The organism is Halomonas sp. EF61 (genome assembly GCF_040147045.1).
Taxonomy (GTDB): Bacteria; Pseudomonadota; Gammaproteobacteria; order Pseudomonadales; family Halomonadaceae; genus Halomonas; species Halomonas litopenaei.
Genome location: NZ_JAMSHM010000001.1, coordinates 375,552 through 397,778 on the forward strand (window position 1 = coordinate 375,552; position 22,227 = coordinate 397,778).

Annotated in this window: 22 protein-coding genes; 15 read left to right on the forward strand and 7 right to left on the reverse strand. The window is 65.8% G+C overall.

The annotated features are described in order from the left end of the window. Position 1 precedes the first annotated feature (1 nt). From NFI08_RS01520 to pilM, 4 genes are read right to left on the reverse strand one after another with little or no spacing between them, the layout of a single operon-like run. Complete coding sequence (locus NFI08_RS01520) at positions 2-493, reverse strand: pilus assembly protein PilP (protein WP_108132312.1); 492 nt, start codon at positions 491-493, stop codon at positions 2-4. Next, a complete protein-coding gene (locus NFI08_RS01525) occupies positions 490-1,179 on the reverse strand; it encodes a type IV pilus inner membrane component PilO (protein ID WP_108449768.1) in 690 nt (229 codons plus the stop codon). Before NFI08_RS01525 ends, NFI08_RS01520 begins: the two co-directional genes overlap by 4 nt. Continuing rightward, positions 1,176-1,748 carry a PilN domain-containing protein gene (locus NFI08_RS01530; RefSeq protein WP_108449767.1) on the reverse strand — a complete coding sequence of 191 codons (573 nt, stop codon included), beginning with the start codon at positions 1,746-1,748 and terminating at the stop codon, positions 1,176-1,178. Before NFI08_RS01530 ends, NFI08_RS01525 begins: the two co-directional genes overlap by 4 nt. After that, on the reverse strand, positions 1,745-2,797 hold the full coding sequence (pilM, locus tag NFI08_RS01535; protein WP_045991143.1) for a type IV pilus assembly protein PilM: 1,053 nt from the start codon (positions 2,795-2,797) through the stop codon (positions 1,745-1,747). The genes NFI08_RS01530 and pilM overlap by 4 nt, the downstream gene beginning before the upstream one ends. A gap of 239 nt (positions 2,798-3,036) precedes the next feature. Here pilM and NFI08_RS01540 point away from each other — a divergent pair, with 239 nt between their 5' ends. Together NFI08_RS01540 and NFI08_RS01545 are read left to right on the forward strand one after the other, a co-directional pair. Continuing rightward, positions 3,037-5,565 carry a penicillin-binding protein 1A gene (locus NFI08_RS01540; RefSeq protein ID WP_108449766.1) on the forward strand — a complete coding sequence of 843 codons (2,529 nt, stop codon included), beginning with the start codon at positions 3,037-3,039 and terminating at the stop codon, positions 5,563-5,565. 147 nt (positions 5,566-5,712) lie between these two features. Continuing rightward, complete coding sequence (locus NFI08_RS01545; RefSeq protein ID WP_240184292.1) at positions 5,713-6,417, forward strand: DUF481 domain-containing protein; 705 nt, start codon at positions 5,713-5,715, stop codon at positions 6,415-6,417. A gap of 209 nt (positions 6,418-6,626) precedes the next feature. Here NFI08_RS01545 and NFI08_RS01550 read toward each other — a convergent pair whose 3' ends face one another. Both NFI08_RS01550 and rpmE read right to left on the reverse strand, forming a co-directional pair. After that, positions 6,627-7,898 (reverse strand): malic enzyme-like NAD(P)-binding protein, encoded by a 1,272-nt coding sequence (locus tag NFI08_RS01550; RefSeq protein ID WP_108449764.1) that lies wholly within the window; start codon positions 7,896-7,898, stop codon positions 6,627-6,629. Between the two features lie 502 nt (positions 7,899-8,400). Further along, positions 8,401-8,613: a 50S ribosomal protein L31 gene (gene rpmE, locus NFI08_RS01555; RefSeq protein WP_045991147.1), complete on the reverse strand. Its 213-nt coding sequence runs from the start codon at positions 8,611-8,613 to the stop codon at positions 8,401-8,403. Between the two features lie 169 nt (positions 8,614-8,782). On the opposite strand from rpmE, the gene NFI08_RS01560 reads away from it, so the two are divergent. The 13 genes from NFI08_RS01560 to tatC all read left to right on the forward strand — a co-directional run bounded on the left by NFI08_RS01560 (position 8,783) and on the right by tatC (position 21,265). Beyond that, the gene (locus NFI08_RS01560) at positions 8,783-11,008 is read left to right on the forward strand and encodes a primosomal protein N' (protein ID WP_108449763.1); all 2,226 of its coding nucleotides are present in this window, start codon (positions 8,783-8,785) and stop codon (positions 11,006-11,008) included. A gap of 139 nt (positions 11,009-11,147) precedes the next feature. Beyond that, positions 11,148-12,833: an arginine--tRNA ligase gene (argS, locus tag NFI08_RS01565; RefSeq protein ID WP_108449762.1), complete on the forward strand. Its 1,686-nt coding sequence runs from the start codon at positions 11,148-11,150 to the stop codon at positions 12,831-12,833. 3 nt (positions 12,834-12,836) lie between these two features. Further along, on the forward strand, positions 12,837-13,571 hold the full coding sequence (locus tag NFI08_RS01570; protein ID WP_108449761.1) for an SPOR domain-containing protein: 735 nt from the start codon (positions 12,837-12,839) through the stop codon (positions 13,569-13,571). 274 nt (positions 13,572-13,845) lie between these two features. Beyond that, complete coding sequence (hslV, locus tag NFI08_RS01575) at positions 13,846-14,364, forward strand: ATP-dependent protease subunit HslV (RefSeq protein WP_045991151.1); 519 nt, start codon at positions 13,846-13,848, stop codon at positions 14,362-14,364. 2 nt (positions 14,365-14,366) lie between these two features. After that, complete coding sequence (gene hslU / locus NFI08_RS01580; RefSeq protein ID WP_349586705.1) at positions 14,367-15,689, forward strand: ATP-dependent protease ATPase subunit HslU; 1,323 nt, start codon at positions 14,367-14,369, stop codon at positions 15,687-15,689. Positions 15,690-15,812: 123 nt separating this feature from the next. Next, entirely contained in the window at positions 15,813-16,196 is a 384-nt protein-coding gene (locus NFI08_RS01585) for a gamma-butyrobetaine hydroxylase family protein (RefSeq protein ID WP_045991153.1), read from the forward strand. 128 nt (positions 16,197-16,324) lie between these two features. Beyond that, positions 16,325-17,071, forward strand: coding sequence for a bifunctional demethylmenaquinone methyltransferase/2-methoxy-6-polyprenyl-1,4-benzoquinol methylase UbiE (ubiE, locus tag NFI08_RS01590; RefSeq protein WP_045991154.1), 747 nt, complete (start codon positions 16,325-16,327; stop codon positions 17,069-17,071). A gap of 7 nt (positions 17,072-17,078) precedes the next feature. Continuing rightward, positions 17,079-17,717, forward strand: coding sequence for a ubiquinone biosynthesis accessory factor UbiJ (locus NFI08_RS01595; protein ID WP_108449759.1), 639 nt, complete (start codon positions 17,079-17,081; stop codon positions 17,715-17,717). Then, positions 17,717-19,339 carry a ubiquinone biosynthesis regulatory protein kinase UbiB gene (ubiB, locus tag NFI08_RS01600; RefSeq protein ID WP_108449758.1) on the forward strand — a complete coding sequence of 541 codons (1,623 nt, stop codon included), beginning with the start codon at positions 17,717-17,719 and terminating at the stop codon, positions 19,337-19,339. The genes NFI08_RS01595 and ubiB overlap by 1 nt, the downstream gene beginning before the upstream one ends. 22 nt (positions 19,340-19,361) lie before the next feature. Beyond that, positions 19,362-19,694: a phosphoribosyl-ATP diphosphatase gene (locus NFI08_RS01605; RefSeq protein ID WP_045991156.1), complete on the forward strand. Its 333-nt coding sequence runs from the start codon at positions 19,362-19,364 to the stop codon at positions 19,692-19,694. A gap of 57 nt (positions 19,695-19,751) precedes the next feature. Beyond that, the gene (gene tatA, locus NFI08_RS01610) at positions 19,752-20,015 is read left to right on the forward strand and encodes a Sec-independent protein translocase subunit TatA (protein ID WP_349586711.1); all 264 of its coding nucleotides are present in this window, start codon (positions 19,752-19,754) and stop codon (positions 20,013-20,015) included. Between the two features lie 6 nt (positions 20,016-20,021). Beyond that, on the forward strand, positions 20,022-20,492 hold the full coding sequence (tatB, locus tag NFI08_RS01615) for a Sec-independent protein translocase protein TatB (RefSeq protein WP_045991158.1): 471 nt from the start codon (positions 20,022-20,024) through the stop codon (positions 20,490-20,492). Next, entirely contained in the window at positions 20,489-21,265 is a 777-nt protein-coding gene (gene tatC / locus NFI08_RS01620) for a twin-arginine translocase subunit TatC (RefSeq protein ID WP_045991159.1), read from the forward strand. Before tatB ends, tatC begins: the two co-directional genes overlap by 4 nt. 168 nt (positions 21,266-21,433) lie before the next feature. On the opposite strand, the gene elbB is transcribed toward tatC, so the two are convergent. Continuing rightward, the gene (elbB, locus tag NFI08_RS01625) at positions 21,434-22,099 is read right to left on the reverse strand and encodes an isoprenoid biosynthesis glyoxalase ElbB (protein WP_108449754.1); all 666 of its coding nucleotides are present in this window, start codon (positions 22,097-22,099) and stop codon (positions 21,434-21,436) included. Positions 22,100-22,227: the final 128 nt, after the last annotated feature.

Sequence of the window (22,227 nt, forward strand, 5' to 3'; positions counted from 1 at the left end):
CTCACTCGCCTACCCTCATGACACGCTCCTTCCAGCGATAGTCCTTGCCTGCAACCGCCTCCAGCCTGACGGCCTCAGCGCTGATCGCCGCGACCCTGGCGGGCGGATTGGCCAGCATCTCCCCTTGCGCCACCCGATAGAGATGACCATCGGGCGCCTCGAACAGCGCCCAATGCCGCTGCCCTCGACCCAGCACTCCCACCAGTTCAAGTTCGTCCAGGGAAAAGGCAGCAAGACCGCTGCCTTGCCCAAACCGCTGACCGCCGAAGCCCTGGCCCTCGAAGCGAAAGGGGCTTCTCGCGTTGGCGTAGCGATACTGAAGCACCGGCAGGCTCACCACCTCGGGCAACGCTACCGGCCGCCGATCGAGCTCCGGCGCCAGCGCCTCGGCCAGACGCCGATCCAGGGCGTCGAGGTCCGCCTGCTGGCAACCCGTCAGGGCCACACCCAACAAGGCGCCCATCAGCACGCCCACCAGCCGGCGCCGCCTCATGAATCCTCCACCAGCGCATCGGCGGCATCCGGCGTCGAATCCGCGACGCGCGCGCCGTCACCAATACTGTAGGTCTGCGCCAGCGCGTGCAGCTCAAGCCCTCCCTCGACCGGCGACAGGCTGAAATCGTGCAACGTCACCAGTCGGGGCAGGTTGGCCAGATCAGCCACGAAACCACCGATGGCGTGGTAGTCGCCCCGCACCCGCAGATCAAAAGGCCGCTCGACATACAGCTCCAGGGGACGCGCCGGCCTCAGTTCGAGCTCCTCCAGCGATAGCCCGCGACGCTTGGCCACCTGGCCGATGCCTTCCAACAGCGATGGGATGGCGGCGCCATCCGGCAACATGCGCCGCCGCTCGCTGACACGCTGATCGAGATCCACCAACAGCCGCTTGAGGCGATCAAGCTCCGCCAACTCGCGTGCGCGACCTTCGAAGTCGGCGACCACCTCTCGCTCCTGACGCTGCAGCTCCACCAGACGCTGTGACAGGGGATGCAGATAGCCCACCACCATGGCCACCAGGGCGAGCACGAAAGCCAGGATCGCCACCAGGGTCCGCAGCGACATCGGCCAGCGCCCGGCCTCACTCAGCTCCAGCCGACGCCAGTCCAGCGCCTTGAGCCGGCGCCACTCATCGAGCCAGCGCTCACGCCAGCTGACGTCACCGCCCTGCTCTGAATTCATGGCAAGGGCTCCAGCGCCGGCAATGCCGCGAGGGTCATCTCCAGCGCAAAATGCTGATAGCCCTGCTCGGCCCCCACCCGCGACAACAGCGGTTCGGCAAAGACCTGCGCTCGCTCGAGGGAGCGCAGCTGCTCGACCAGCCTGGCGCTGTCCACGGCCTCGCCCTCGAGCATCAATCTGTCGCCGATGCGCTCGACACGCTGATAGCGGACCCCCTGCGCCAGGGTGGCTGCCAGGGCGTTGACCACCGCAAGCGTCTGGCGCCGCTCGTCCTGCAGCCGCTCGAGCAACGCCTGTTCCTGATCCAGCAATGAGAGCTGGCGTTCGAGATCTACCATCTCGGCGGACTTTTCTTCCAGACGCTCGACGGCAGCGGCGACATGTCGCTGGCGGGCCTCCATCTGCCTCAACCCCCACTGCAGCCAGAGCGTCGCCATCAACGCGAGCCCGACACCCGCCAACGCCGACAGCGCCACCGCCAGCCAGAAGCGTCGCGTGCGCCTGGCGCGAGCGGCCTCGCGCCAGTCAAGCAGATTGACCTGGACCTCGTTGATCGTCACATCTTTCATGGTCGTCCTCGCATGGCCAGGCCGCAGGCGGTCAGCAGGGCCGGCGCTTCGCCGCGTAGTGCCGCCGCGTCCAGCGATGGCTTGAGCGCCATCCCCTCCAGCGGGTCCACCTGGCTGACCGGCAGGCCGAGGGCCTGGCTCAGACGATCGGCAAGCCCCGCGACCAGGCTGCCACCTCCCGTCAACAGCAGTCGCTCGAGCGGGCGCACATGGTCCGACACCTGATACAGCTGCAACGATCGCTGGATGTGCTCCACCAGGGTCTCGACGAAGGGCCCCAGCACCGTCTGCGAATAGTCGTCCGGCAAACCGCCCCGTTTCTTGCCGAAGCCGGCCTCATCCATGCCGATACCGTAGTGACGCTGGATCGCTTCGGTGAGCTGCATGCCGCCGAACAGGCTGTCATGGCTGTAGACGATGCGCCCGGCCACCACCACGTGCAGCGTGTTGAGGTAGGCGCCCACGTCCACCAGGGCCAGGGCGCCGTCCCCCAGTCGGCGACGACGGCAAAGGCCAGCGATGGCCCGCTCGATGGCGAAGCTCTCGACATCCACCGCCGCAGGCATGAGCCCGCTGGCCTCCAGCGCCTGGGTCAATTGCTCGACGTCCTGGCGACGACAGGCCACCAGCAGTACCTCCTGCCACTGCGGATCGTCGGAGCAGCGCCCCAGGCGATAGAAGTCAAAGGCCACCTCACGGAACGGAAACGGTATGTGCTTGTCTGACTCCCATTCGATACGGGCCTCGATCTCTTCATCATCGAGCGCTGCCGGATAGCGCAGTACCCGGGTTATCGCCGCGCGGGATGGCACCGCCACGGCGGCCTCTCGACTCCCTGGAGAGGCCAGCTCGACCACCCGCGACAGCACCTCGATGACCTCGCCCATATCACGTATGCGGCGCTCCACCACGGCCCCTTGACGCAGCGGTCTGACCGCGTAGCCGGCCACGCGGTGGCCGGCGTCGTCCTCCACCAGCTCGATCAACTTGACCGAGGCGGAGGTGATATCGACACCGACCAGACCCTTGTCCTTCGAGGAAAACCACATGAGCCCATCACACTGCCACCATGGCACCGCGCCCGATGCACGACGCTGTGGCGCCAGCCTAGCCAAAACCGAGCCGGGCCTTACTGATCCATGACGGCACTTTGTGCAACAAGACGGGCAATTCGTCACAATGGTGGTGACAGGCCCTCCCAGTTCCTATAATGGCCGACGCAAAGGACTGCCTTACCCCATCTCTTCGCCCCGCCGTTTTTCGTTCTCAGCATGGACACCGCGATTTCATGAAGTATCTCAGAACGCTCATTTTCTCCGCCGTGTGGCTGGTGATATCGCTTGGCGCCGCCGCGGCCCTGGGCGTCGTCGGTGCCGCCCTCTACTTCGCTCCTGGGCTTCCCGATGTCCGTCAACTGCAGGACTTCGAGCTGCAGACGCCACTGCGCATCTACACCCGCGACGGTCAGCTGATCGGCGAATTCGGCGAGGAACGCCGCATGCCGGTCGACTTCGAGGACATTCCCGAGCCAATGCTCCAGGCACTGATGGCAGCAGAGGATTCGGCGTTCTTCGAACACCCCGGCGTCGACCCCAAGGGCCTGGCCCGGGCCGCAGTGGAACTGGTGTCCAGCGGTGGCGATATCCAGTCGGGCGGTTCGACCATCACCATGCAGGTGGCGCGCAACTATCTGCTGACGCTGGACCGCACCTTTACCCGCAAGCTGCGTGAGATCCTGCTGTCGCTGCAGATGGAACAGATCCTGAGCAAACAGGAAATCATGGAGCTCTATGTCAACAAGATCTTCCTGGGGCACCGTGCCTACGGCATCGCCGCCGCCGCCGAGGTCTACTACGACAAGCCGCTCGATGAGCTGACGCTGGCCCAGCACGCGATGATCGCAGGCCTGCCCAAGGCGCCTTCGGCCTTCAACCCCCTGGCCAACGCCGAGCGCGCGCTGATTCGCCGCAACTGGATCCTGTTTCGCATGCGCGAGCTGGGCTACATCGACCAGAGCGCCTACGACGAGGCGGTGCAGGCACCGATCACCGCCAGTCGCCACGTGGCCAAGGCCGAGGTTCAGGCCGACTATGTCGCCGAGATGGCCCGTCAGTTCGCCACCGATCGCTTCGGAGACGAGGCCTACACCGGCAGCTATCGCATCACCACCACCATCGACAGTGAGCTTCAGCCCATGGCTCGCCAGGCGCTGGCCAATGGCCTGATCGCCTACGACACACGCCATGGCTGGCGCGGGCCTGAGGACACCGAGATTCCCCAGAGTCTGGCCGAAGCCCAGGAAAAGACCGAGCGCACCGGCCTGGAGGAAGAGCTGTCCGAGTCCCCCGAGGTCATGGAAACGGCCCGTCGCGCGGCCGAACGCAGCCAGACCAGCGTCGAGGGCGTCGACGGCGACGTCAGCAACTGGCTGCAGGTACTGGAGCGCACCCCGACCTACGGCCCGCTGGAACCCGCCATCGTGGTGAAGAGCGAAGGTCGCGAGATGCAGGTTCTGGCCCATGAGGGCGAGCTGATCACCCTGGCCTGGGACGGGCTGGACTGGGCCGCGCCCTACAAGAGTGCCCGCTATCGCGGCGCCTCACCGTCCTCGGCCTCAGAGATCGCCAGCCGGGGTGACCTGGTACGCATCCTCCAGCGCGAGGACGGCAGCTGGCGCCTGTCCCAGCAACCGGGAGCCGAGGGCTCACTGGTAGTGATGGACCCGCAGACCGGCGCGATCCTCGCACTCCAGGCCGGCTTCGACTTCGACGCCAGCAAGTTCAACCGCGCGATTCAGGCCCGTCGCCAGGCCGGCTCCATCTTCAAGCCGTTCATCTACCTGGCGGGCCTGAACAGTGGCGAGGTGACCCCCGCCACCGTCATCAACGACGCCCCGGTGGTGCTCAACGACGGCAGCAACGAACTGTGGCGCCCGTCCAACTCCAGCGGTGACTTCCTCGGCCCGACCCGACTGCGGGTCGGCCTTGCCCGCTCGCGCAACCTGGTCACCATTCGCCTTCTGCAGAACATCGGGCTGAGTCGCACCATCGACTTCCTGGTGGACTTCGGCTTCTCCCGTGATCGTCTACCCAACGGCCTGTCGCTGGCACTGGGCAGCGCCAGCCTGACCCCGCTGGAAATGACCAACGCCTACGCGGTGCTGGCCAACGGCGGCTTCCGGGTGTCGCCCTGGTTCATCGAGAAGATCACCCAAGGCGAGCAGCAGACCCTGGTGGAAGAGGCAAGCCCCCGCGTGGCCTGCCGCGAATGCAGCGAAGGCCAGACCACCACAGAGATCGACGGCAAGACCTACGAGGTGGCGCCCAGGGTCGCCAACGAGCGTGCCGTCTACCTGCTGCGCGACATGCTGCGCGACGTGGTCGAGCGCGGCACCGCCCGCCGCGCCCTGGCACTCGAGCGCACCGACATCGTCGGCAAGACCGGCACCACCAACGACCAGCGTGATGCCTGGTTTGCCGGCTTCAACGGCGACTACGCTACTACCGTGTGGGTGGGCAAGGACGACAACACCCCCACCGCCGAGTACGGCGCCCAGGCCGCCTTGCCGATCTGGGTCGACTTCATGGGCCAGGCGCTGGCCGGCAAGCCGGAGAACATCCCCGAACAGCCGCCCGGCATCATCACCGCCAGGGTCGACGCCAACAGCGGTCGCCTGCTGCGCGACGGCCAGGGTGGCGGCGTCGAGGAACTGTTCGACGAAGACCACATGCCCACCGTACAGCCCCGTCGTGTCGAAAGCGCCGTCGAGCGCCACAGCGGCTCCCAGGGTACCGGCGCCTACGAAGCCATCTTCTAAGGCCATTACCCCTCCTTCCCGTCGGGAAGGAGGGGCCCCTTGTCACTTCGCGCTACCCAGCACGCCTTGAACCTTCCTAGAGACCACCTTATGGTGATTTCCCGTTTTCATTTGCCCGCGACGGCACTATGCATTTTCGGGCTTTTTGTGCCGATAAAAGCCTCCCTGGCAGATACCTTCTACGCCCCGACTCCCGTCCATGACGACTCGCCGGACTTTCTCGGCCATGTCGAGTTCGGCTACACCCATCTGTCGGGCAACTCCAACAGCGAGACCTTTCTCGGCAAGGCCCAGCTCACCTGGCTGCAGGGCGCCTGGCTGTCACGCCTGCGCGGCGAGGCCCGCCACGCCAGCGAGGACAGCGAGACCAGTGCGGAGCAGTATCTGGTGTCCTTTCGCCAACGCCGGGAACTGGTCGGCCCGCACTATCTGTTCGGCTTCGGCCGCTGGGAGAAGGATCGCTTCAGCGGCTACGACCACCAGTTCACCGCCATTACCGGCTACGGCCGCCAGCTGATCGACGACGATCGCGCCCACCTGGCGCTGGAGGCAGGCCCCGGCTATCGCGCCGACATCCTGCCCGGCGAGAACGACCAGCGTCTGGCGGTGGCATACGGCGCCCTGGAGGCCGGCTATGCGCTGAGCGATAGCGCCACCCTCGAACAGGAACTGTCGCTGGAGACCACCCGCAAGAACTCGACGGTGCGCTCCTATACCGCCCTGGATACCCGCATCAACGCCCATATGTCGCTGCGCCTGTCCCACGAGATCAAGCACAACTCGGATCCCCCCGAGGACGCCGAGGCCAAGACCGACCGCATCACCTCGGCCTCGCTACGCTACGAGTTCTAGCGACCAAGAACCGACCGGCTCCTCGGCCTCGCTACGCTACGAGTTCTCAAGCAGCTCCCACCCCTTGAGGACGCCGAGGCCAGGACCGATCGGATTACGGCCACCAGACGCGACAAGGCCCTCCACTGGAGGGCCTTGTCGTTGCTGTCGAGACGTCTGGATCTATCGGCGTCTGGATCTAGCGGCGCCTGGATCTATCGGCGCCTGGCTCAGCCGCCGTAGACGTCGTCGATGGTCTTGAGCGGATAGTGCGACGGGTAGGGCTTTCTGGCCACGCCGGAGTCCACCGCCGCCTGGGCCACCGCCGAGGTCACCCGCTCCAGCAGACGCACGTCCACCGGGGTCGGAATGATGTACTCACGGCCGAAGCTCATGGCGTCCTTCTCGTAGGCTTCCAGCACCGCCTGGGGCACCGGCTCCCGCGCCAGGTCCTTGAGCGCGTGGACGGCGGCAACCTTCATCTCTTCGTTGATGCGGGTGGCGCGCACGTCCAGGGCACCGCGGAAGATAAAGGGAAAACCGAGCACGTTGTTGACCTGGTTCGGATAGTCCGAACGTCCGGTGGCCATGATCACGTCCGGGCGGGTCTCCCGCGCCAGGTCGGGATGGATCTCCGGATCCGGATTGGTGCAGGCGAAGACGATCGGGTCCTTGGCCATCTTGCGAATATGATCGGCGGTCATCAGACCAGGGCCGGACAGACCGATGAACACATCGGCGCCATCGATGGCGTCAGCCAGGGTGCGCTTGTCGGTGTCCACCGCAAACATCGCCTTGTACTGGTTGAGGTCCTCACGACCTGTATGGATAACGCCCTTGCGATCGAGCATCACCAGGTTCTCGGGGCGAGCACCACAGGCCACCAGCAGCTTCATGCAGGCGATCGCCGCGGCGCCGGCGCCCATGCACACGATACGCGCCTGATCGAGGGACTTGCCGGCAATTTCCAGCGCATTGAGCATACCCGCCGCCGTGACGATGGCGGTGCCATGCTGATCATCGTGAAACACCGGGATCTTGCAGCGCTCGACCAGCGCCTGCTCGATCTCGAAACACTCCGGTGCCTTGATGTCCTCGAGGTTGATGCCGCCCCAGCTGTCGGCGATCCGCGCCACGGTATCGATGAATGCCTGGGGACTCTCGGCGTCGACCTCGATATCCACAGAGTTGATGCCGGCGAAGCACTTGAACAGCACACCCTTGCCTTCCATCACCGGCTTGCTCGCCAGCGGCCCCAGGTTACCGAGGCCAAGGATGGCGGTGCCGTCGGAGATCACCGCCACGGTGTTGCCCTTGCCGGTATAGCGATAGGCGTTTTCCGGGTCCCGCGCGATCTCTCGCACCGGCTCCGCCACGCCGGGACTGTAGGCCAGCGCCAGGTCCTTGGCCGTGGCGGTCGGCTTGGTCAGTTCGACCGACAGCTTTCCGGGAATGGGGAGGGCGTGATAGTCCAGCGCAGCCTGCTTCTTTGCGTCCGTCATGCTTGGTGTCCGGATGTCCTTGTGGAACGGTGGCAACACAATATAGAAAAATATTCCATTTCTCAACATGATTGAGAAAAGCGTCAGTTATACGCCCGTTTCAGGATTTTCGCTGACAATGTCGACAACTTTTGCTGCATTGCACCAACCCTTGTCATGAAGAAAGATGCAAGGAAGGTGAGCGCAGAGATGGGCCAAGGGTGACGCTGGAAGCTCACCGCTCGGGCAAGCGTGAGTTCGCCCATTGACAACGATGAGGCCCGACCATCGCCTCCCTTTGCTGCTTGAAGCCTAGTCGCCCGCCGCGCGTTGCGCATTGATGCAACGCAATAACGGGAACGCTCACGCGGTCGCGGGCCCTGCCCTTTGCCCCCTGTCCTTTCCCCACGTTCCTCTGCGCAACCCCAGACGCAACGAACCCGCCATGAAGGCGGGTTCGAAGGGGACATTGCCCGAGCATCGTCGACCAGCGTTTCTCGCTGGCGCGTTCAGCTCCGTACGATCAACGCTTGAGCGCGGCACCGAAACGCTTGTTGAAGCGCTCGACGCGACCACCGGTGGTGGCCTGCTTCTGCTTGCCGGTGTAGAACGGGTGGCACTGAGAGCAGACGTCCAGGCTCAGGTCGTGGCCAGCGGTGGAACCGACCTCGAAGGTGGCGCCGCAGGAACAGGTCGCATTGACCGTCTTGTAATCCGGGTGGATACCTTGTTTCATCGTGAACCTCACTTTTCGGTATGCCGCCACCTGATCCATTGCCAGGCACCGCATACGGGTAATGGCACGGGCACTCGTTGGTGCGTCGTCAAGCCCCTGTGCCGGCCGGTGATCCGCTCCCATCAAGGAAGCGGCGGAGTATTCTAGCAGACTTCATTGTGGAGGCCAATTGGCTGACTCTCCTGCCCCGCGCGTGCTGCGGATCGCCATTCCATCCCCCCTTCGCCGCCTGTTCGACTACCTCCCCCAGGGGGCGCCCCCGCCAGGGGGCTGGTCGCCGGGACTGCGCGTGCGCGTCGAGTTCGGCCGCCGCCAGGTGGTGGGCGTCATCGTCGACTGTCGTGACGACAGCGACCTGCCGCTGGCCAAGCTGAAGCCGATCCAGGCCTGTCTGGACAAGGCGCCGCTGCCAGGCGATTGGCTGTGGTTATGTCGATTCACCTCGCGCTACTACCAGCACGCCCTCGGCGACACCCTGGCCCATGCCATGCCGGTGTTGCTGCGTCAGGGACGCCCGCTGGAGGCGCGGGTACGCGAACGCTGGCAGGTCGCTTTGAACGGCGATCCTGCCCGCCTGGGCCGAGCTCCGCGCCAGGCCGAACTGCTGGAGATGCTGCGCCAGCATCCCCAGGGCCTCACCACCCAGGTGATCCAGGCGCAATCCTTCACCCGCGACCAGCTCAAGGCGCTGGAAGCCAAGGGGCTGGTGAGCTGCCACGAGGAAACCCTCACCGGCCCCACCCCCGACGACAGCCAGGGCCTGCTGGCGAGCCCGGCGCTGGCCCTGAACGACGAGCAGGCCAAGGCGCTGAACCAGCTCCACCAGGGGCTCGATCGCTTTCACCCTTGCCTGCTGCACGGGGTGACCGGCAGCGGCAAGACCGAGGTCTACCTGCAGTTGATCGAGGCGGTGGTGGCCAAGAAGCGCCAGGCGCTGGTGCTGATTCCCGAAATCGGCCTGACTCCGCAGACCCTGGGGCGCTTTCGCCAGCGCTTCCGGGTCCCGGTGGTGGCACTGCACTCGGGGCTGACCGACCACGAGCGCCTGGACGCCTGGGAGGCGGCGGCCAGCGGGAGGGCGCCGATTGTCATCGGCACCCGCTCGGCCATCTTCACCCCGCTGGCTCGCCCAGGCCTGATCATCGTCGACGAAGAGCACGATGGTTCGTTCAAGCAGCAGGACGGGCTACGCTACCACGCCCGCGACCTGGCGGTGGTGCGCGCCAAGCGCCATGGCATTCCGCTGCTGCTGGGGAGCGCCACGCCGTCGCTGGAGAGCCTGCACCGCGCGCGCACCGGTGACTACGCTCACCTGCGGCTGACCCGGCGGGCCACTCGCCACGCTCCCGCTCGACTGGAGCTGGTCGACCTCAAGGGGCGCCCTCGACGCGGCGGTCTGATTCCGCCGGTCATCGACGCCATCAAGGCAACGCTGGATGCCGGCCACCAGGTGCTGGTGTTCATCAATCGCCGCGGTTTCGCCCCCACCCTGGCCTGTCACGCCTGCGGCTGGATGGCCGAGTGCGACCACTGTGACGCACGCATGACCTGGCACCGCCAGCCGCCGATGCTGGCCTGCCACCACTGCGACCGCCGCCGGGTCATTCCCGACGCCTGCCCGGACTGCGGCAGCGCCGACCTGCGTCCGCTGGGTAGCGGCACCGAGCGTACGGAGGAGAGCCTGGCCGAAACCTTTGCCGAGACCCCGGTCCACCGCATCGACCGCGATAGCACCCGGGCCAAGGACGCGCTCGAGAAGATGCTCACCGAGGTCCGGCGTGGCGAACCAGCGATCCTGGTCGGGACCCAGATGCTGGCCAAGGGCCACCATCTGCCCCACGTCACCCTGGTCGTGGTGGTCAACGCCGACGCCGGCCTCTACGCCAGCGACTTTCGCGCGCTGGAGCACTCGGCCCAGTTGCTCGAGCAGGTGGCCGGGCGCGCCGGCCGCGCCGCCCACCCTGGCCGAGTGCTGGTGCAGACCATGCACCCGGACGACCCCAGCCTTCGTCTATTGGCCGAGCGCGGCTACGACGCCCTGGCCGAGTCGCTGCTGGAAGAACGCCGCATCGCCGCCCTGCCGCCACTGCGCTTCATGGCCCTGGTCCGCCTGGAAGGCCCGCGGGAAGACGCCCTGACGGCACTCGCCCGGGAGATCGCCGGCGAATTGCGCGAGCAGGTACGTAGCCTGGCTCTGGATCTCGACTGCCTCGGCCCGGTACCTGCCCCCATGGAGCGCCGTCAGAACCGCTACCACCTGCAGATCGCGCTGATGGCGGAGCGACGCAGTCAGCTGCACCCCGCGCTCGAATGGCTGGCCCACCGTCTGGAAGCCTGGCCCGAGGCGCGGCGTATCCGCTGGTCCATTGACGTCGATCCGCAGACCCTGAGCTGAGGTCCGATACGCTGAGCTTTGCCGCCCCGGCCTTTAAAGGCCAGGCGCAATCATCGATAATACGCGGTCTGCCCGCCGACAGGTGCTCCCGCCAGGATTCGCCACGCTCGGCCACCGTGCCACAGGACATAGACGCCTCATGAAAGACACCATCGTTGCGCTGCTGGATGCCGCTCTTGCCGAGCTCAAGCAGCAGGAAGTCGTTCCCCAGGAGCTTTCCCCGGCCTACAAGGTCGACCCGACCAAGGACAAGGCCCACGGCGACTACGCCACCAACCTCGCCCTGATGCTGGCCAAGCCGGCCAAGGCCGCACCGCGCCAGCTGGCGGAAAAACTGGTAGCGGCCCTGCCCGAAAGCGCCGCCGTGTCCAAGGTCGAGATCGCCGGCCCCGGCTTTATCAACTTCTTCGCCGCCACCGACGCCGCGGCCCAGGTGGTGCGCCAGGTGCTGGACGCCGGCGACGCCTTCGGCCGCAGCCTGGCCGGCGCTGGCGAAAAGGTGCAGGTAGAGTTCGTTTCCGCCAACCCCACCGGCCCCCTTCATGTCGGCCACGGCCGAGGCGCCGCGGTGGGCGACTGCCTGTGTCGCCTGCTCGAGGCCACCGGCTACGACGTCACCCGCGAGTTCTACTACAACGACGCCGGCGCCCAGATCACCAATCTGGCGCTGTCGGTGCAGGCCCGCGCCAAGGGGCTGGACCCGGACAGCGACGGCTGGCCGGAGGACGGCTACCGCGGCGGCTACATCGAGGACGTGGCCAAGGCCTACCTGGCCGGCGAGACCATCCACGCCGACGACCGCCACGTCACCGCCAAGGCTGACCCGGAGGATCTCGACGCCATCCGCGAGTTCGCCGTGGCCTACCTGCGTCGCGAACAGGACCTGGACCTGCGCGCCTTCGGCGTCGGCTTCGATGTCTACTTCCTCGAGTCCTCGCTGTACCAGCAGGGCAAGGTCGAGGAGACCGCCCGTCGCCTGACCGATAACGGCCACACCTACGAGCAGGACGGCGCCCTGTGGCTGCGCACCACCGACTTCGGCGACGACAAGGATCGGGTGATGCGCAAGAGCGAAGGCGGTTACACCTACTTCCTGCCCGACGTGGCCTACCACCTCGACAAGTGGCAGCGCGGCTTCACCAGCGTGATCAACGAGCAGGGTGCCGACCACCACTCCACCGTGACCCGGGTACGCGCCGGCCTGCAGGCGCTGGATGTCGGTATCCCCCAGGGCTGGCCGGACTATGTGCTGCACCAGATGGTGCTGGTCACCCGTTCCGGGGTCGAGGTCAAGCTGTCCAAGCGGGCCGGCAGCTACGTTACCCTGCGCGACCTGATCGACGAGGTCGGCCGCGACGCCACCCGTTTCTTCCTCGCCGCCCGTCGCGCTGACTCGCAGCTGACCTTCGACATCGATCTGGCGCGCTCGCAGTCCAATGACAACCCGGTGTACTACGTCCAGTACGCCCACGCCCGGGTGTGCAGCGTGCTGCGCAAGGCCGAGAGCGAAGGCCTGGCCTTCGACCACGCCACCGCCATGGCCAACCTGGGCCTGCTCGAGGCAGACCAGGAAAAGGCCCTGCTCAATCGCCTGGCGCGCTATCCCGAGGTGGTCGAGCACGCCGCCAAGGCCCGCGAGCCGCAGCAGATCGCCCAATATTTGCAGGATCTGGCAGCCGACTTCCATAGCTGCTACAACGCCTGCAAAGTCATGGTCGACGACGACGCCCTGCGCAATGCGCGCCTGGCGCTGGGCCTGGCCGCGCGTCAGGTGCTGCGTAATGGACTCGACCTGATGGGCGTCGGTGCACCGGAGGAGATGTAAGCCATGGCCACTCGCAAGGCGCCCCCGCGCAAGCGCGGAGCAACCACCAGCCAGAAGCGCAGGCAAGCACCCAAGCAGGCCCGCGGGGGTATCCCAGGCTGGCTGTGGGCCGCCGTCGGCGTGGCCGCAGGCTTCCTGCTGGCTCACCACCAGAACGGTACCGCTCCCTGGCAGGATCCCCGTTCACCGGTGGCGGCGGTGCTGCCCAAGCCCTCCAGCGGCGAGCAGCAGGGCAGCAATGCGAGTGGCAGTGCACAAGGCGGACAGACCAGCGAAAGCGAGCCGCCGATGCCGACGTTCGAGTTCTATACCCTGCTGCCGGAGTCCGAAGTCATCGCCTCCGATGAGGAGATGCCGGCGTCCACTGCCAAGCGCCCCGAGGCGGCCCAGCCGAGCGAGGACGAGATCTCCTCGGACGACCCCATCGCCGCGGTGATCGCCGCCAACTCCCGCGAAGAGGAAGCGTCGTCCACGCCATCCGAGACCCCGCGCAGCGCCGAACGTCGCTACATGCTGCAGGCGGCCTCCTTCCGCGAGGTCAACGATGCCCGACAGCTCGCCGGGCGACTCAAGGACTTCGGCCTGCTGGCCAAGATCAGCGAGGTCGAGGCCACCGGCGGCGCCACCTGGCATCGGGTGCAGGTCGGCCCCTACAGCGATCGCAATGAACTGTCGCGGGCCCAGGATCTAATGAGCACTCAAGGCATCGAGCCGCTGCTGATCCAGCTGCAGAACTGACGTCGGCACACCTCCTCCTTCTGAAGCTACGCCCACCAGGCCCAGAACGTCATGTCTGGGCCTGGTGGGTGCTGGCCACCGCTCAAGCACCCATCGTGGCGGTATCTCTCGTCCTTCTGCTGCGCCGTCTTCTCGTCGAAGCGAGCCGCATTCCCGAGTCGCCCGCGCTTGAAATCCTTGCGACCCGCCCGCACCTACCAGCCTATCGCTTATGCAGAGGGCTCTGCCCCTCGACAGTCACCGGAGGCCTCGGCTTCCCCAAGGAGAATTCTCCATGACCACGATCGTTTCCGTTCGCCGCGGCGACCAGGTGGCATTGGCCGGCGATGGCCAGGTGTCACTGGGCAACACGGTGATGAAGGGCAACGCCAGCAAGGTGCGTCGCCTCTATCACGGCCAGGTGCTGGCCGGTTTTGCCGGCGGCACCGCCGACGCCTTCACCCTGTTCGAACGCTTCGAGGCCCAGCTGGAGAAGTACCAGGGCAACCTGGTCAAGGCCGCGGTGGAGCTGGCCAAGGACTGGCGCACCGATCGCGCCCTGCGCCGCCTCGAGGCGCTGCTGGCGGTGGCCGACAAGAAGGCCTCGCTGATCATCACCGGCAACGGTGACGTGGTGGAACCCGAGCGTGGCATCATCGCCATCGGCTCCGGCGGCAACTACGCCCTGTCCGCCGCCCGCGCGCTGCTCGAGAACACGGAACTGTCGCCCCGCGAGATCACCGAGAAGTCGCTGGAGATCGCCGGTGACATCTGCGTGTTCACCAACCATCACGTGACCCTGGAAGAGCTTTGATCATGACCCAGATGACGCCCCGCGAAATCGTCCACGCGTTGGATCAGTACATCGTCGGTCAGCAGGATGCCAAGCGCTCCGTGGCCATCGCCCTGCGTAACCGCTGGCGCCGCATGCAGCTCGACGGCGAGCTGCGCCAGGAGGTCACCCCCAAGAACATTCTGATGATCGGCCCCACCGGCGTCGGCAAGACCGAAATCGCCCGGCGCCTGGCCAAGCTGGCCAAGGCTCCCTTCATCAAGGTCGAGGCGACCAAGTTCACCGAGGTGGGCTACGTCGGCCGTGACGTCGAGTCGATCATCCGTGACCTGACCGAGGCAGCGATCAAGCTGGTACGCGAGCAGGCCAAGGAAGAGGTCGGCCACCGCGCCGAGGACGCCGCCGAGGATCGCATCCTCGACGCCCTGCTGCCGCCGCCCCGTGGCCAGGAAAAAGAGCCGCGCGAGGACTCCTCGACGCGCCAGATGTTCAGGAAGAAGCTGCGTGAAGGCCAGCTCGACGACAAGGAGATCGAGATCCAGGTGTCGCCCCAGGCACCCAACCTCGAGTTCCAGACACCGCCGGGCATGGAAGAGATGACCAGCCAGCTACAGAACCTGTTCTCCGGCATGGGCAAGGGCAAGACCGAGACCCGCAAGGTCACGGTCAAGGAGGCCTTCACCATCCTGCGCGACGAAGAGGCCGGCAAGCTGGTCAACGAGGACGACATCAAGTCCCGCGCGGTGGAGGCGGTGGAGCAGAACGGCATCGTCTTCCTCGACGAGATCGACAAGGTCGCCAAGGGCAGCGGTCAGTCCAGCGGCGGTGAGGTCTCCCGCGAGGGCGTCCAGCGCGACCTGCTGCCGCTGATCGAAGGCTCCACGGTGTCGACCAAGTACGGCATGGTGAAGACCGACCACATCCTGTTCATCGCCTCCGGCGCCTTCCACCTGTCGCGTCCCTCGGATCTGATCCCCGAGCTGCAGGGCCGTCTGCCGATCCGTGTCGAGCTGTCGGCGCTGACGCCGGACGACTTCAAGCGCATCATGACCGAGCCGTCCGCCGCCCTGACCCGTCAGTACGAGGCGCTGCTGGCCACCGACGGCCTCGAAGTGCGCTTCACCGATGACGGCATCGAGCGCATCGCCGAGATCGCCTTCAACGTCAATGAAGGCACCGAGAACATCGGCGCCCGTCGCCTGCACACGGTAATGGAGCGGCTGCTCGAGGAGGCCTCGTTCAAGGGCTCGGATCTCGGCAACCCGCTGATCATCGACCGTGCCTACGTCGATTCTCAGCTCGGCGAACTGGCCATGGACGAGGATCTGAGCCGGTATATCCTGTAACCACCGGCCAAGCACCCTCGATGACCGGGCCGCCGCGCACTGCGCCGCGGCCCGGTCGTGCTTTCGATGCCGCAAATGCTGAAGTCAGGGCACGCCCACCGTGCTGAAACAGAGAGGATCGCCATGAGCGCCCCCACTCCGACCCTGGTGCACTACCACAGAAAGGCCCGCGAGCTCGAGATCGGCTACGCCGACGGCTCCCGCCACCGCCTGTCGGTGGAGTACCTGCGGGTGTTTTCTCCCTCCGCCGAGGTCCGTGGCCACGGCGGCGACACCGCCACCCTTCAGGTGGGCAAGAAGGACGTGGGCCTTGCCGACATCACCCAGGCGGGCCGCTACGCCCTCAAGCTGCACTTCGACGATGGCCACGACAGCGGCCTTTACAGCTGGGACTATCTGGACTGGTTGATCCGCGAGCGCGAGGCCAACTGGACCGACTATCTCAAGCGTCTGGACGAGGCCGGCGCCAGTCGCGAGCCGCTGGGTATCGAGATCCGTCAGCTTTAGCGATCGACACCGGTGTGGCGACAAGCCGGGTGACGGTCAAAGACAAGCCACCTCGGCAAGGCTACAATGGCCGCTGCCAAAGAGCCCCCATCGGCTCTTCTCGCAATCGCTCACGACTCGGGAGTCCCATGGATAAGCGCACCACCCACTTCGGTTTTCAGGACGTGCCGGTCGAGGAAAAGGCCTCACGTGTCGCCGATGTCTTCCACAGCGTGGCGGCTCGCTACGACGTGATGAACGACCTGATGTCCTTCGGTATCCATCGGCTGTGGAAGCGCCTGACCATCGAACGTTCCGGCGTCCGGCCTGGTCATAGCGTACTCGACATCGCCGGCGGTACCGGCGACCTGGCGCTGAAGTTCTCGCGCATGGTGGGACCGCGCGGCAAGGTGGTGCTGGCCGACATCAACGCCTCCATGCTTGGGGTGGGACGCGACAAGCTGATCGACCGTGGTGTCGGTGGCAACGTCGAGTACGTCCAGGCCAATGCCGAATGCCTACCATTTCCCGACAATACCTTCGACTGCATCACCATCGCCTTCGGTTTGCGCAACGTCACCGACAAGGACGCCGCCCTGGCCTCCATGGCGCGCATCCTCAAGCCCGGCGGCCGCCTGCTGGTGCTGGAATTCTCCAAGCCCGACAATCCGCTTTTGACCCGCGCCTACGACGAGTACTCCTTCCGTCTGCTGCCGAAGATGGGCGAACTGGTGGCCGGCGATGCCGACAGCTATCGCTATCTGGCCGAGTCGATCCGCATGCACCCGGATCAGGAAACGCTCAAGGGCATGATGGAAACCGCCGGACTCGAGCGCGTCGAATACACCAATCTCACCGGCGGCATCGTCGCGCTGCATCGCGGCATCAAGCTTTGAGGACATGATGGCCTTGACCCCGACCCTGCTGCTGGCCGGCATCGAGAAGACCGTCAACGCCCTGCTCGCACGCGACCCTGCCTCGCCTTCTCGGCTGCGCTCGCTGGCGGGCCAGCGGGTGCTGATGTGCCTGGAGTCCCCGCGTGTCCAGCTGGCGCTGTGCTATCACCCCCAGGGGGTTGACCTGCTGCTGGTGGACGAGGTCGATGAAGGCGCCTGGGACGCCATCGTCGAGCTGGACAGCGACACCCTGGGCCGGCTGGCCGGCGGCGCCGACATGGAACGGCTGATGTTCGAGGGCCGTCTCGCGGTGCGCGGCAAGCTCCACCTGCTCGAGGCGACCCGCGACCTGCTGCTGGATCTCGACCTGGACTGGGAGGCTGAGCTTGCCCGCTATCTCGGCGACCTGCCGGCTCACCAGCTCGCCGAAGGCCTGCGCGGCCTGTCCCGCTGGGGCCTGCGCACCCACCGTGAGCTGTGCGCCGACGTCTCCGAGTACGTCTTCGAGGAAGCCCGCTGGCTGCCCGGCCGCCATCAGCTCGAGGCCATGCGCGAGGCGCTGACCGAACTGGAGCTGGCCACCGACCGTACTGAGGCACGTCTCAAGCGCCTGACCCGTCGCCTGGCCCGGGAGAACGACGTCTAATGATCCTCCGCCCGCTGCGCATCATCTGGGTCGTCACCCGCTACCGTCTCGACACCCTGCTGCCGCTGGAAAAGCTGCCCTGGTGGTTGCGGCTGATATTCACCTGGTCGCCGCTCAAACTGATTCCCGTCGGCGAGCGCTCCCGCGGCGAACGCCTGCGCCTGGCGCTGGAGTCACTGGGGCCGATCTTCATCAAGTTCGGCCAGATGCTGTCGACCCGTCGCGACCTGTTCCCCGACGATATCGCCAATGAACTCAAGCGGCTGCAGGATCAGGTACCGCCCTTCCCCGGCGAGCATGCCGAGGCACTGATCGAAGAGTCCCTGGGCGAGCCGCTCGAGGTACTGTTCGCCGAATTTTCCCGTGAGCCGCTGGCCTCGGCCTCGATCGCCCAGGTCCACACCGCCAGGCTGCCCGACGGCCAGGACGTGGTGGTCAAGGTGATTCGCCCAGGCATCGAGCGGGTCATGCGCCAGGACATGGCGCTGATGTACCTGGTGGCGCGAGCGCTCAACAAGGTGCCGGAAGCGCGCCGGCTGCACCCGGTGGAAGTGGTCCGCGACTACGAGACCACCCTGTTCGACGAGCTCGACCTGACCAAGGAAGCGGCCAACACCTCCCAGCTCAAGCGCAACTTCGACAAGTCGCCACTGTTGTATGTGCCGTCGATCCACTGGCCGCTGACCCGCCACAAGGTGATGGTCCAGGAACGCATCCACGGCGTGCCGGTGGCCGACATCGAGGCGCTCAAGGCCCAGGGCACCGACCTGAAGCGCCTGGCCGAGCGCGGCGTGGAGATCTTCTTCACCCAGGTGTTCCGCGACAACTTCTTCCACGCCGACATGCACCCGGGCAACATCTTCGTCTCCCGCCAGGCACCGTCCGACCCCCAGTATATCGCCATCGACTGCGGCATCGTCGGCAGCCTTACCCGGGAAGACCAGGACTACCTGGCGCGCAACCTGCTGGCCTTCTTCCACCAGGACTACTACGAGGTCGCGGCGCTGCACATCGAGTCCGGCTGGGTAGCCGAAGATACCCGCGCCAACGAGTTCGCGGCGGCGGTACGCACGGTATGCGAGCCGATCCTCGAGAAACCGCTCAAGGACATCTCGTTCGGCCAGGTGCTGCTGGGCCTGTTCCAGACCGCGCGGCGCTTCAACATGGAGGTCCAGCCCCAGCTGGTGTTGCTGCAGAAGACCCTGCTCAATATCGAGGGCCTGGGCCGTCAGCTCTACCCGGACCTGGACCTGTGGGCCACCGCCAAGCCCTACCTGGAGCGCTGGATGAAGGAACGCGCCGGCGCCCAGGGCCTGTGGGAGTCGTTCAAGCGGCAGGCACCGGAGCTGACCCGACAGCTACCGGAATTGCCGGTGCTGGCCCACCAGGCGCTGTCCCAGACCGAGAAGCGATCGCGCCAGATCACCCAGCAGGGCGAGGTCATGACCCACATTCTCGGCCAACTGACCCGCCAGGCCAGGCGCATACGCCGGACCCGACTGGGGCTCGCCCTGGCCGCGGTGGCGCTGGCCTGGCAACCGCTGTCCGGCTGGTTGACCGATCAGCCCTGGCCGGTCCTGGTCGCTGCGGGCATCGGCACACTGCTGGTGATCTGGAACTGATCTTTTAATGGAATCTTCACCGATGAGCGATATTCTGAACCAGCTCGACGCCGCCCTCAGCGAACGGCGGCACGCCGACCCTGACACTTCCTACGTTGCCTCCTTGCATCACAAGGGGCTGAACAAGATACTCGAGAAGGTGGGCGAAGAGGCGGTAGAAACCGTGCTTGCCGCCAAGGATGTTGACGCGGATCCAGCCAGTCGCGAGGCGTTGATCGCCGAAACGGCAGACCTGTGGTTTCATAGTCTGGTGATGCTCTCGCACCTGGGACTCGACCATCGGCAGGTGCTGGATGAACTCGCCCGGCGCTTCGGCGTATCGGGGCATGAGGAGAAGGCCTCGCGCCGCTCCTGAGCCTCGGCGGGAACCAACGATTCACGGCGCCTGGCGCCGCATATTGAGGAAGTTCTTATGTTAGGTGGTATCAGTATCTGGCAACTGCTGATCGTACTCGGCATCATCATCCTGATCTTCGGCACCAAGAAGCTCCGCAACGTTGGCAGCGACCTGGGTGGCGCGGTCAAGGGCTTCAAGAAGGCCGTCAGCGAGGATGAGGACAAGACTGACGAGGCCAAGCCCCAGGCCCAGGTCCGTCATGACGAGACCGATACGCCCAATAACACCTACGACGTCGAGGCGGAGCGCAAGCCCGAGTCCTCCGACGAGCGCAAGTAACGCCACATGTTCGATATCGGCTTTCTGGAACTGCTGATCATCGGGGTGGTGGGACTGCTGGTGCTGGGTCCCGAGCGGCTGCCCAAGGCCGCGCGTACCGCCGGCCTGTGGATCGGACGCATCAAGCGTTCGGTGGCCGGCATGCAGCGCGAGATCAGCGCCCAGCTCGAGGCCGAGGAACTGCGCCAGAAGCTCAAGGAGCAGGAACGCAAGCTGGACGACAGCGTCAACCAGGCCAAGCGCAGCGCCGAACAAGCCAAGCGCAGCGTGGAATCCATCGCCGACACCCCGAACAAGGGCAACGGCGGGCAGGCGGATTCCACCGGCGCCCAGTCTGCCTCGGCCGGCCAGCGGCTGGACGACGCCGTCGACAGCGCCGCACGCGCCTCGTCGTCCAGCGCTTCGGCTTCCACGCTCTCCCCCGCTCCCAGCGATGACACCGCCTCTTCCGAGCACAAGGACTCCGCCACCCGATGAGCGATACCGGTGACACTCCGCCGTCAAGTCAGGGCCACGCCCCACTGATCGAACACCTGGTGGAGCTGCGCTCGCGGCTGATGCGCGCCGTGATCGCCATCCTGGTGATCTTCCTGGCGCTCTACGCCTTTTCCAACGACATCTACCAGTTTGTCGCAGACCCCCTGATGGAGCTGCTGCCGGAAGGCTCCCAGATGATCGCCACCGAGGTGGCGTCGCCCTTCCTGGCGCCGTTCAAGCTGACCCTGGTAGTAGCGGTGTTCGTGGCCATTCCCTTCGTCCTGCACCAGGCCTGGGCCTTCGTGGCGCCAGGGCTGTACGACAAGGAAAAGGCCCTGGCGCTACCGCTTCTGGCCTCGAGCGTGCTGCTGTTCTATCTCGGCGCGGCCTTCGCCTACTACGTGGTCTTTCCCCTGCTGTTCGCCTTCTTCACCCAGACCGGGCCGGAGAACGTGCAGGTGATGACCGATATCAACCAGTATCTCAACTTCGTGCTGAAGCTGTTCTTCGCCTTCGGTATCGCCTTCGAGATCCCGATTGCCACCTTCCTGCTCATCCTCACCGGCGCCGCCAGCGTCAAGAGCCTGAGCGCCAAGCGCCCCTACGTCATCCTCGGCTGTTTCGTCATCGGCATGCTGATGACCCCGCCGGACGTGGTCAGCCAGAGCCTGCTGGCGGTACCCATGTACCTGCTCTACGAGGTCGGGCTGCTGTTCGGCCGGCTGGTTAAGAGGCGGAGCAGCGATGACGAGGAAGCGCCGGACGAGGCGTGATCGCCACACCGGCAGAGCCCCCGTCAGCAGAATGCACAAAGCCCGAGGCATTGGCCTCGGGCTTTGCTTTTTTACCGCTCTCGCACCGGTGGTATTCAAGGCGCTTGGCGACAATGATCCGCCATCGTCTGGCGTCTCAGCGGGGCCTGGCCCCGCTGCCTACAGCGCTCAGGTGTTGACGTCCATCATCTCGTCGATGCGATCCACCAGCTTGTTGATGCCCAGCGCCGCCTCGCTGATGCGGGTGGCCAGCATATAGGCGGGGGTGGTCACCAGGCGATGCTCGAAGTCCACCACGATATCGTCCACCGCACAGCTGCGATGCAGGCCGCCCATGGCGCTGATGCAGCCACACACCTCGGGGTCGGTACCGATGGTGACGGCGATGCCCGGCCCCAGCACCTTGGGCACCAGCACCGGCGCGATGCACATCAGGCCGATCGGCTTGCGCGCATCGTGAAACTCGATCAACAGCTCGGCCAGGTCTTCGTGGACCTCCATCTCGGACTTGGCCGTGGCGTAGTTCGAAAGATTCTTGGCCACCCCGAAGCCACCGGGCAGGATCAGGGCATCGAAGTCCGATGCCGACAGTTCGTCCAGCGGCGAAATCTCGCCCCGGGCCAGGCGGGCGGACTCGACCAGCACATTGCGCGACGCCTCGACGGCCTCCCCGCTGTGGTGGTCGATCACCTCCTGGTGAGCAATATCCGGGGCAAAACAGCGATAGGCGATGCCCAGCTGGTCCAGGCGCAGCAGGGTCAGGGTGGTCTCGTAGATCTCGGAACCATCCTGTACGCCGCAGCCCGACAAGACGATCGCTACCTGTTTACTCATGTCATTCTCCTTTATAGCGCGTCGCGAACGGGGCCGGACGCGGCCAAGACTGCCACTACTCTAGAGAGTCGCCACGGGTGCGACAAGACGTGACTTTCGGCGAACGGGAGAGGAGGAATATACTCAAT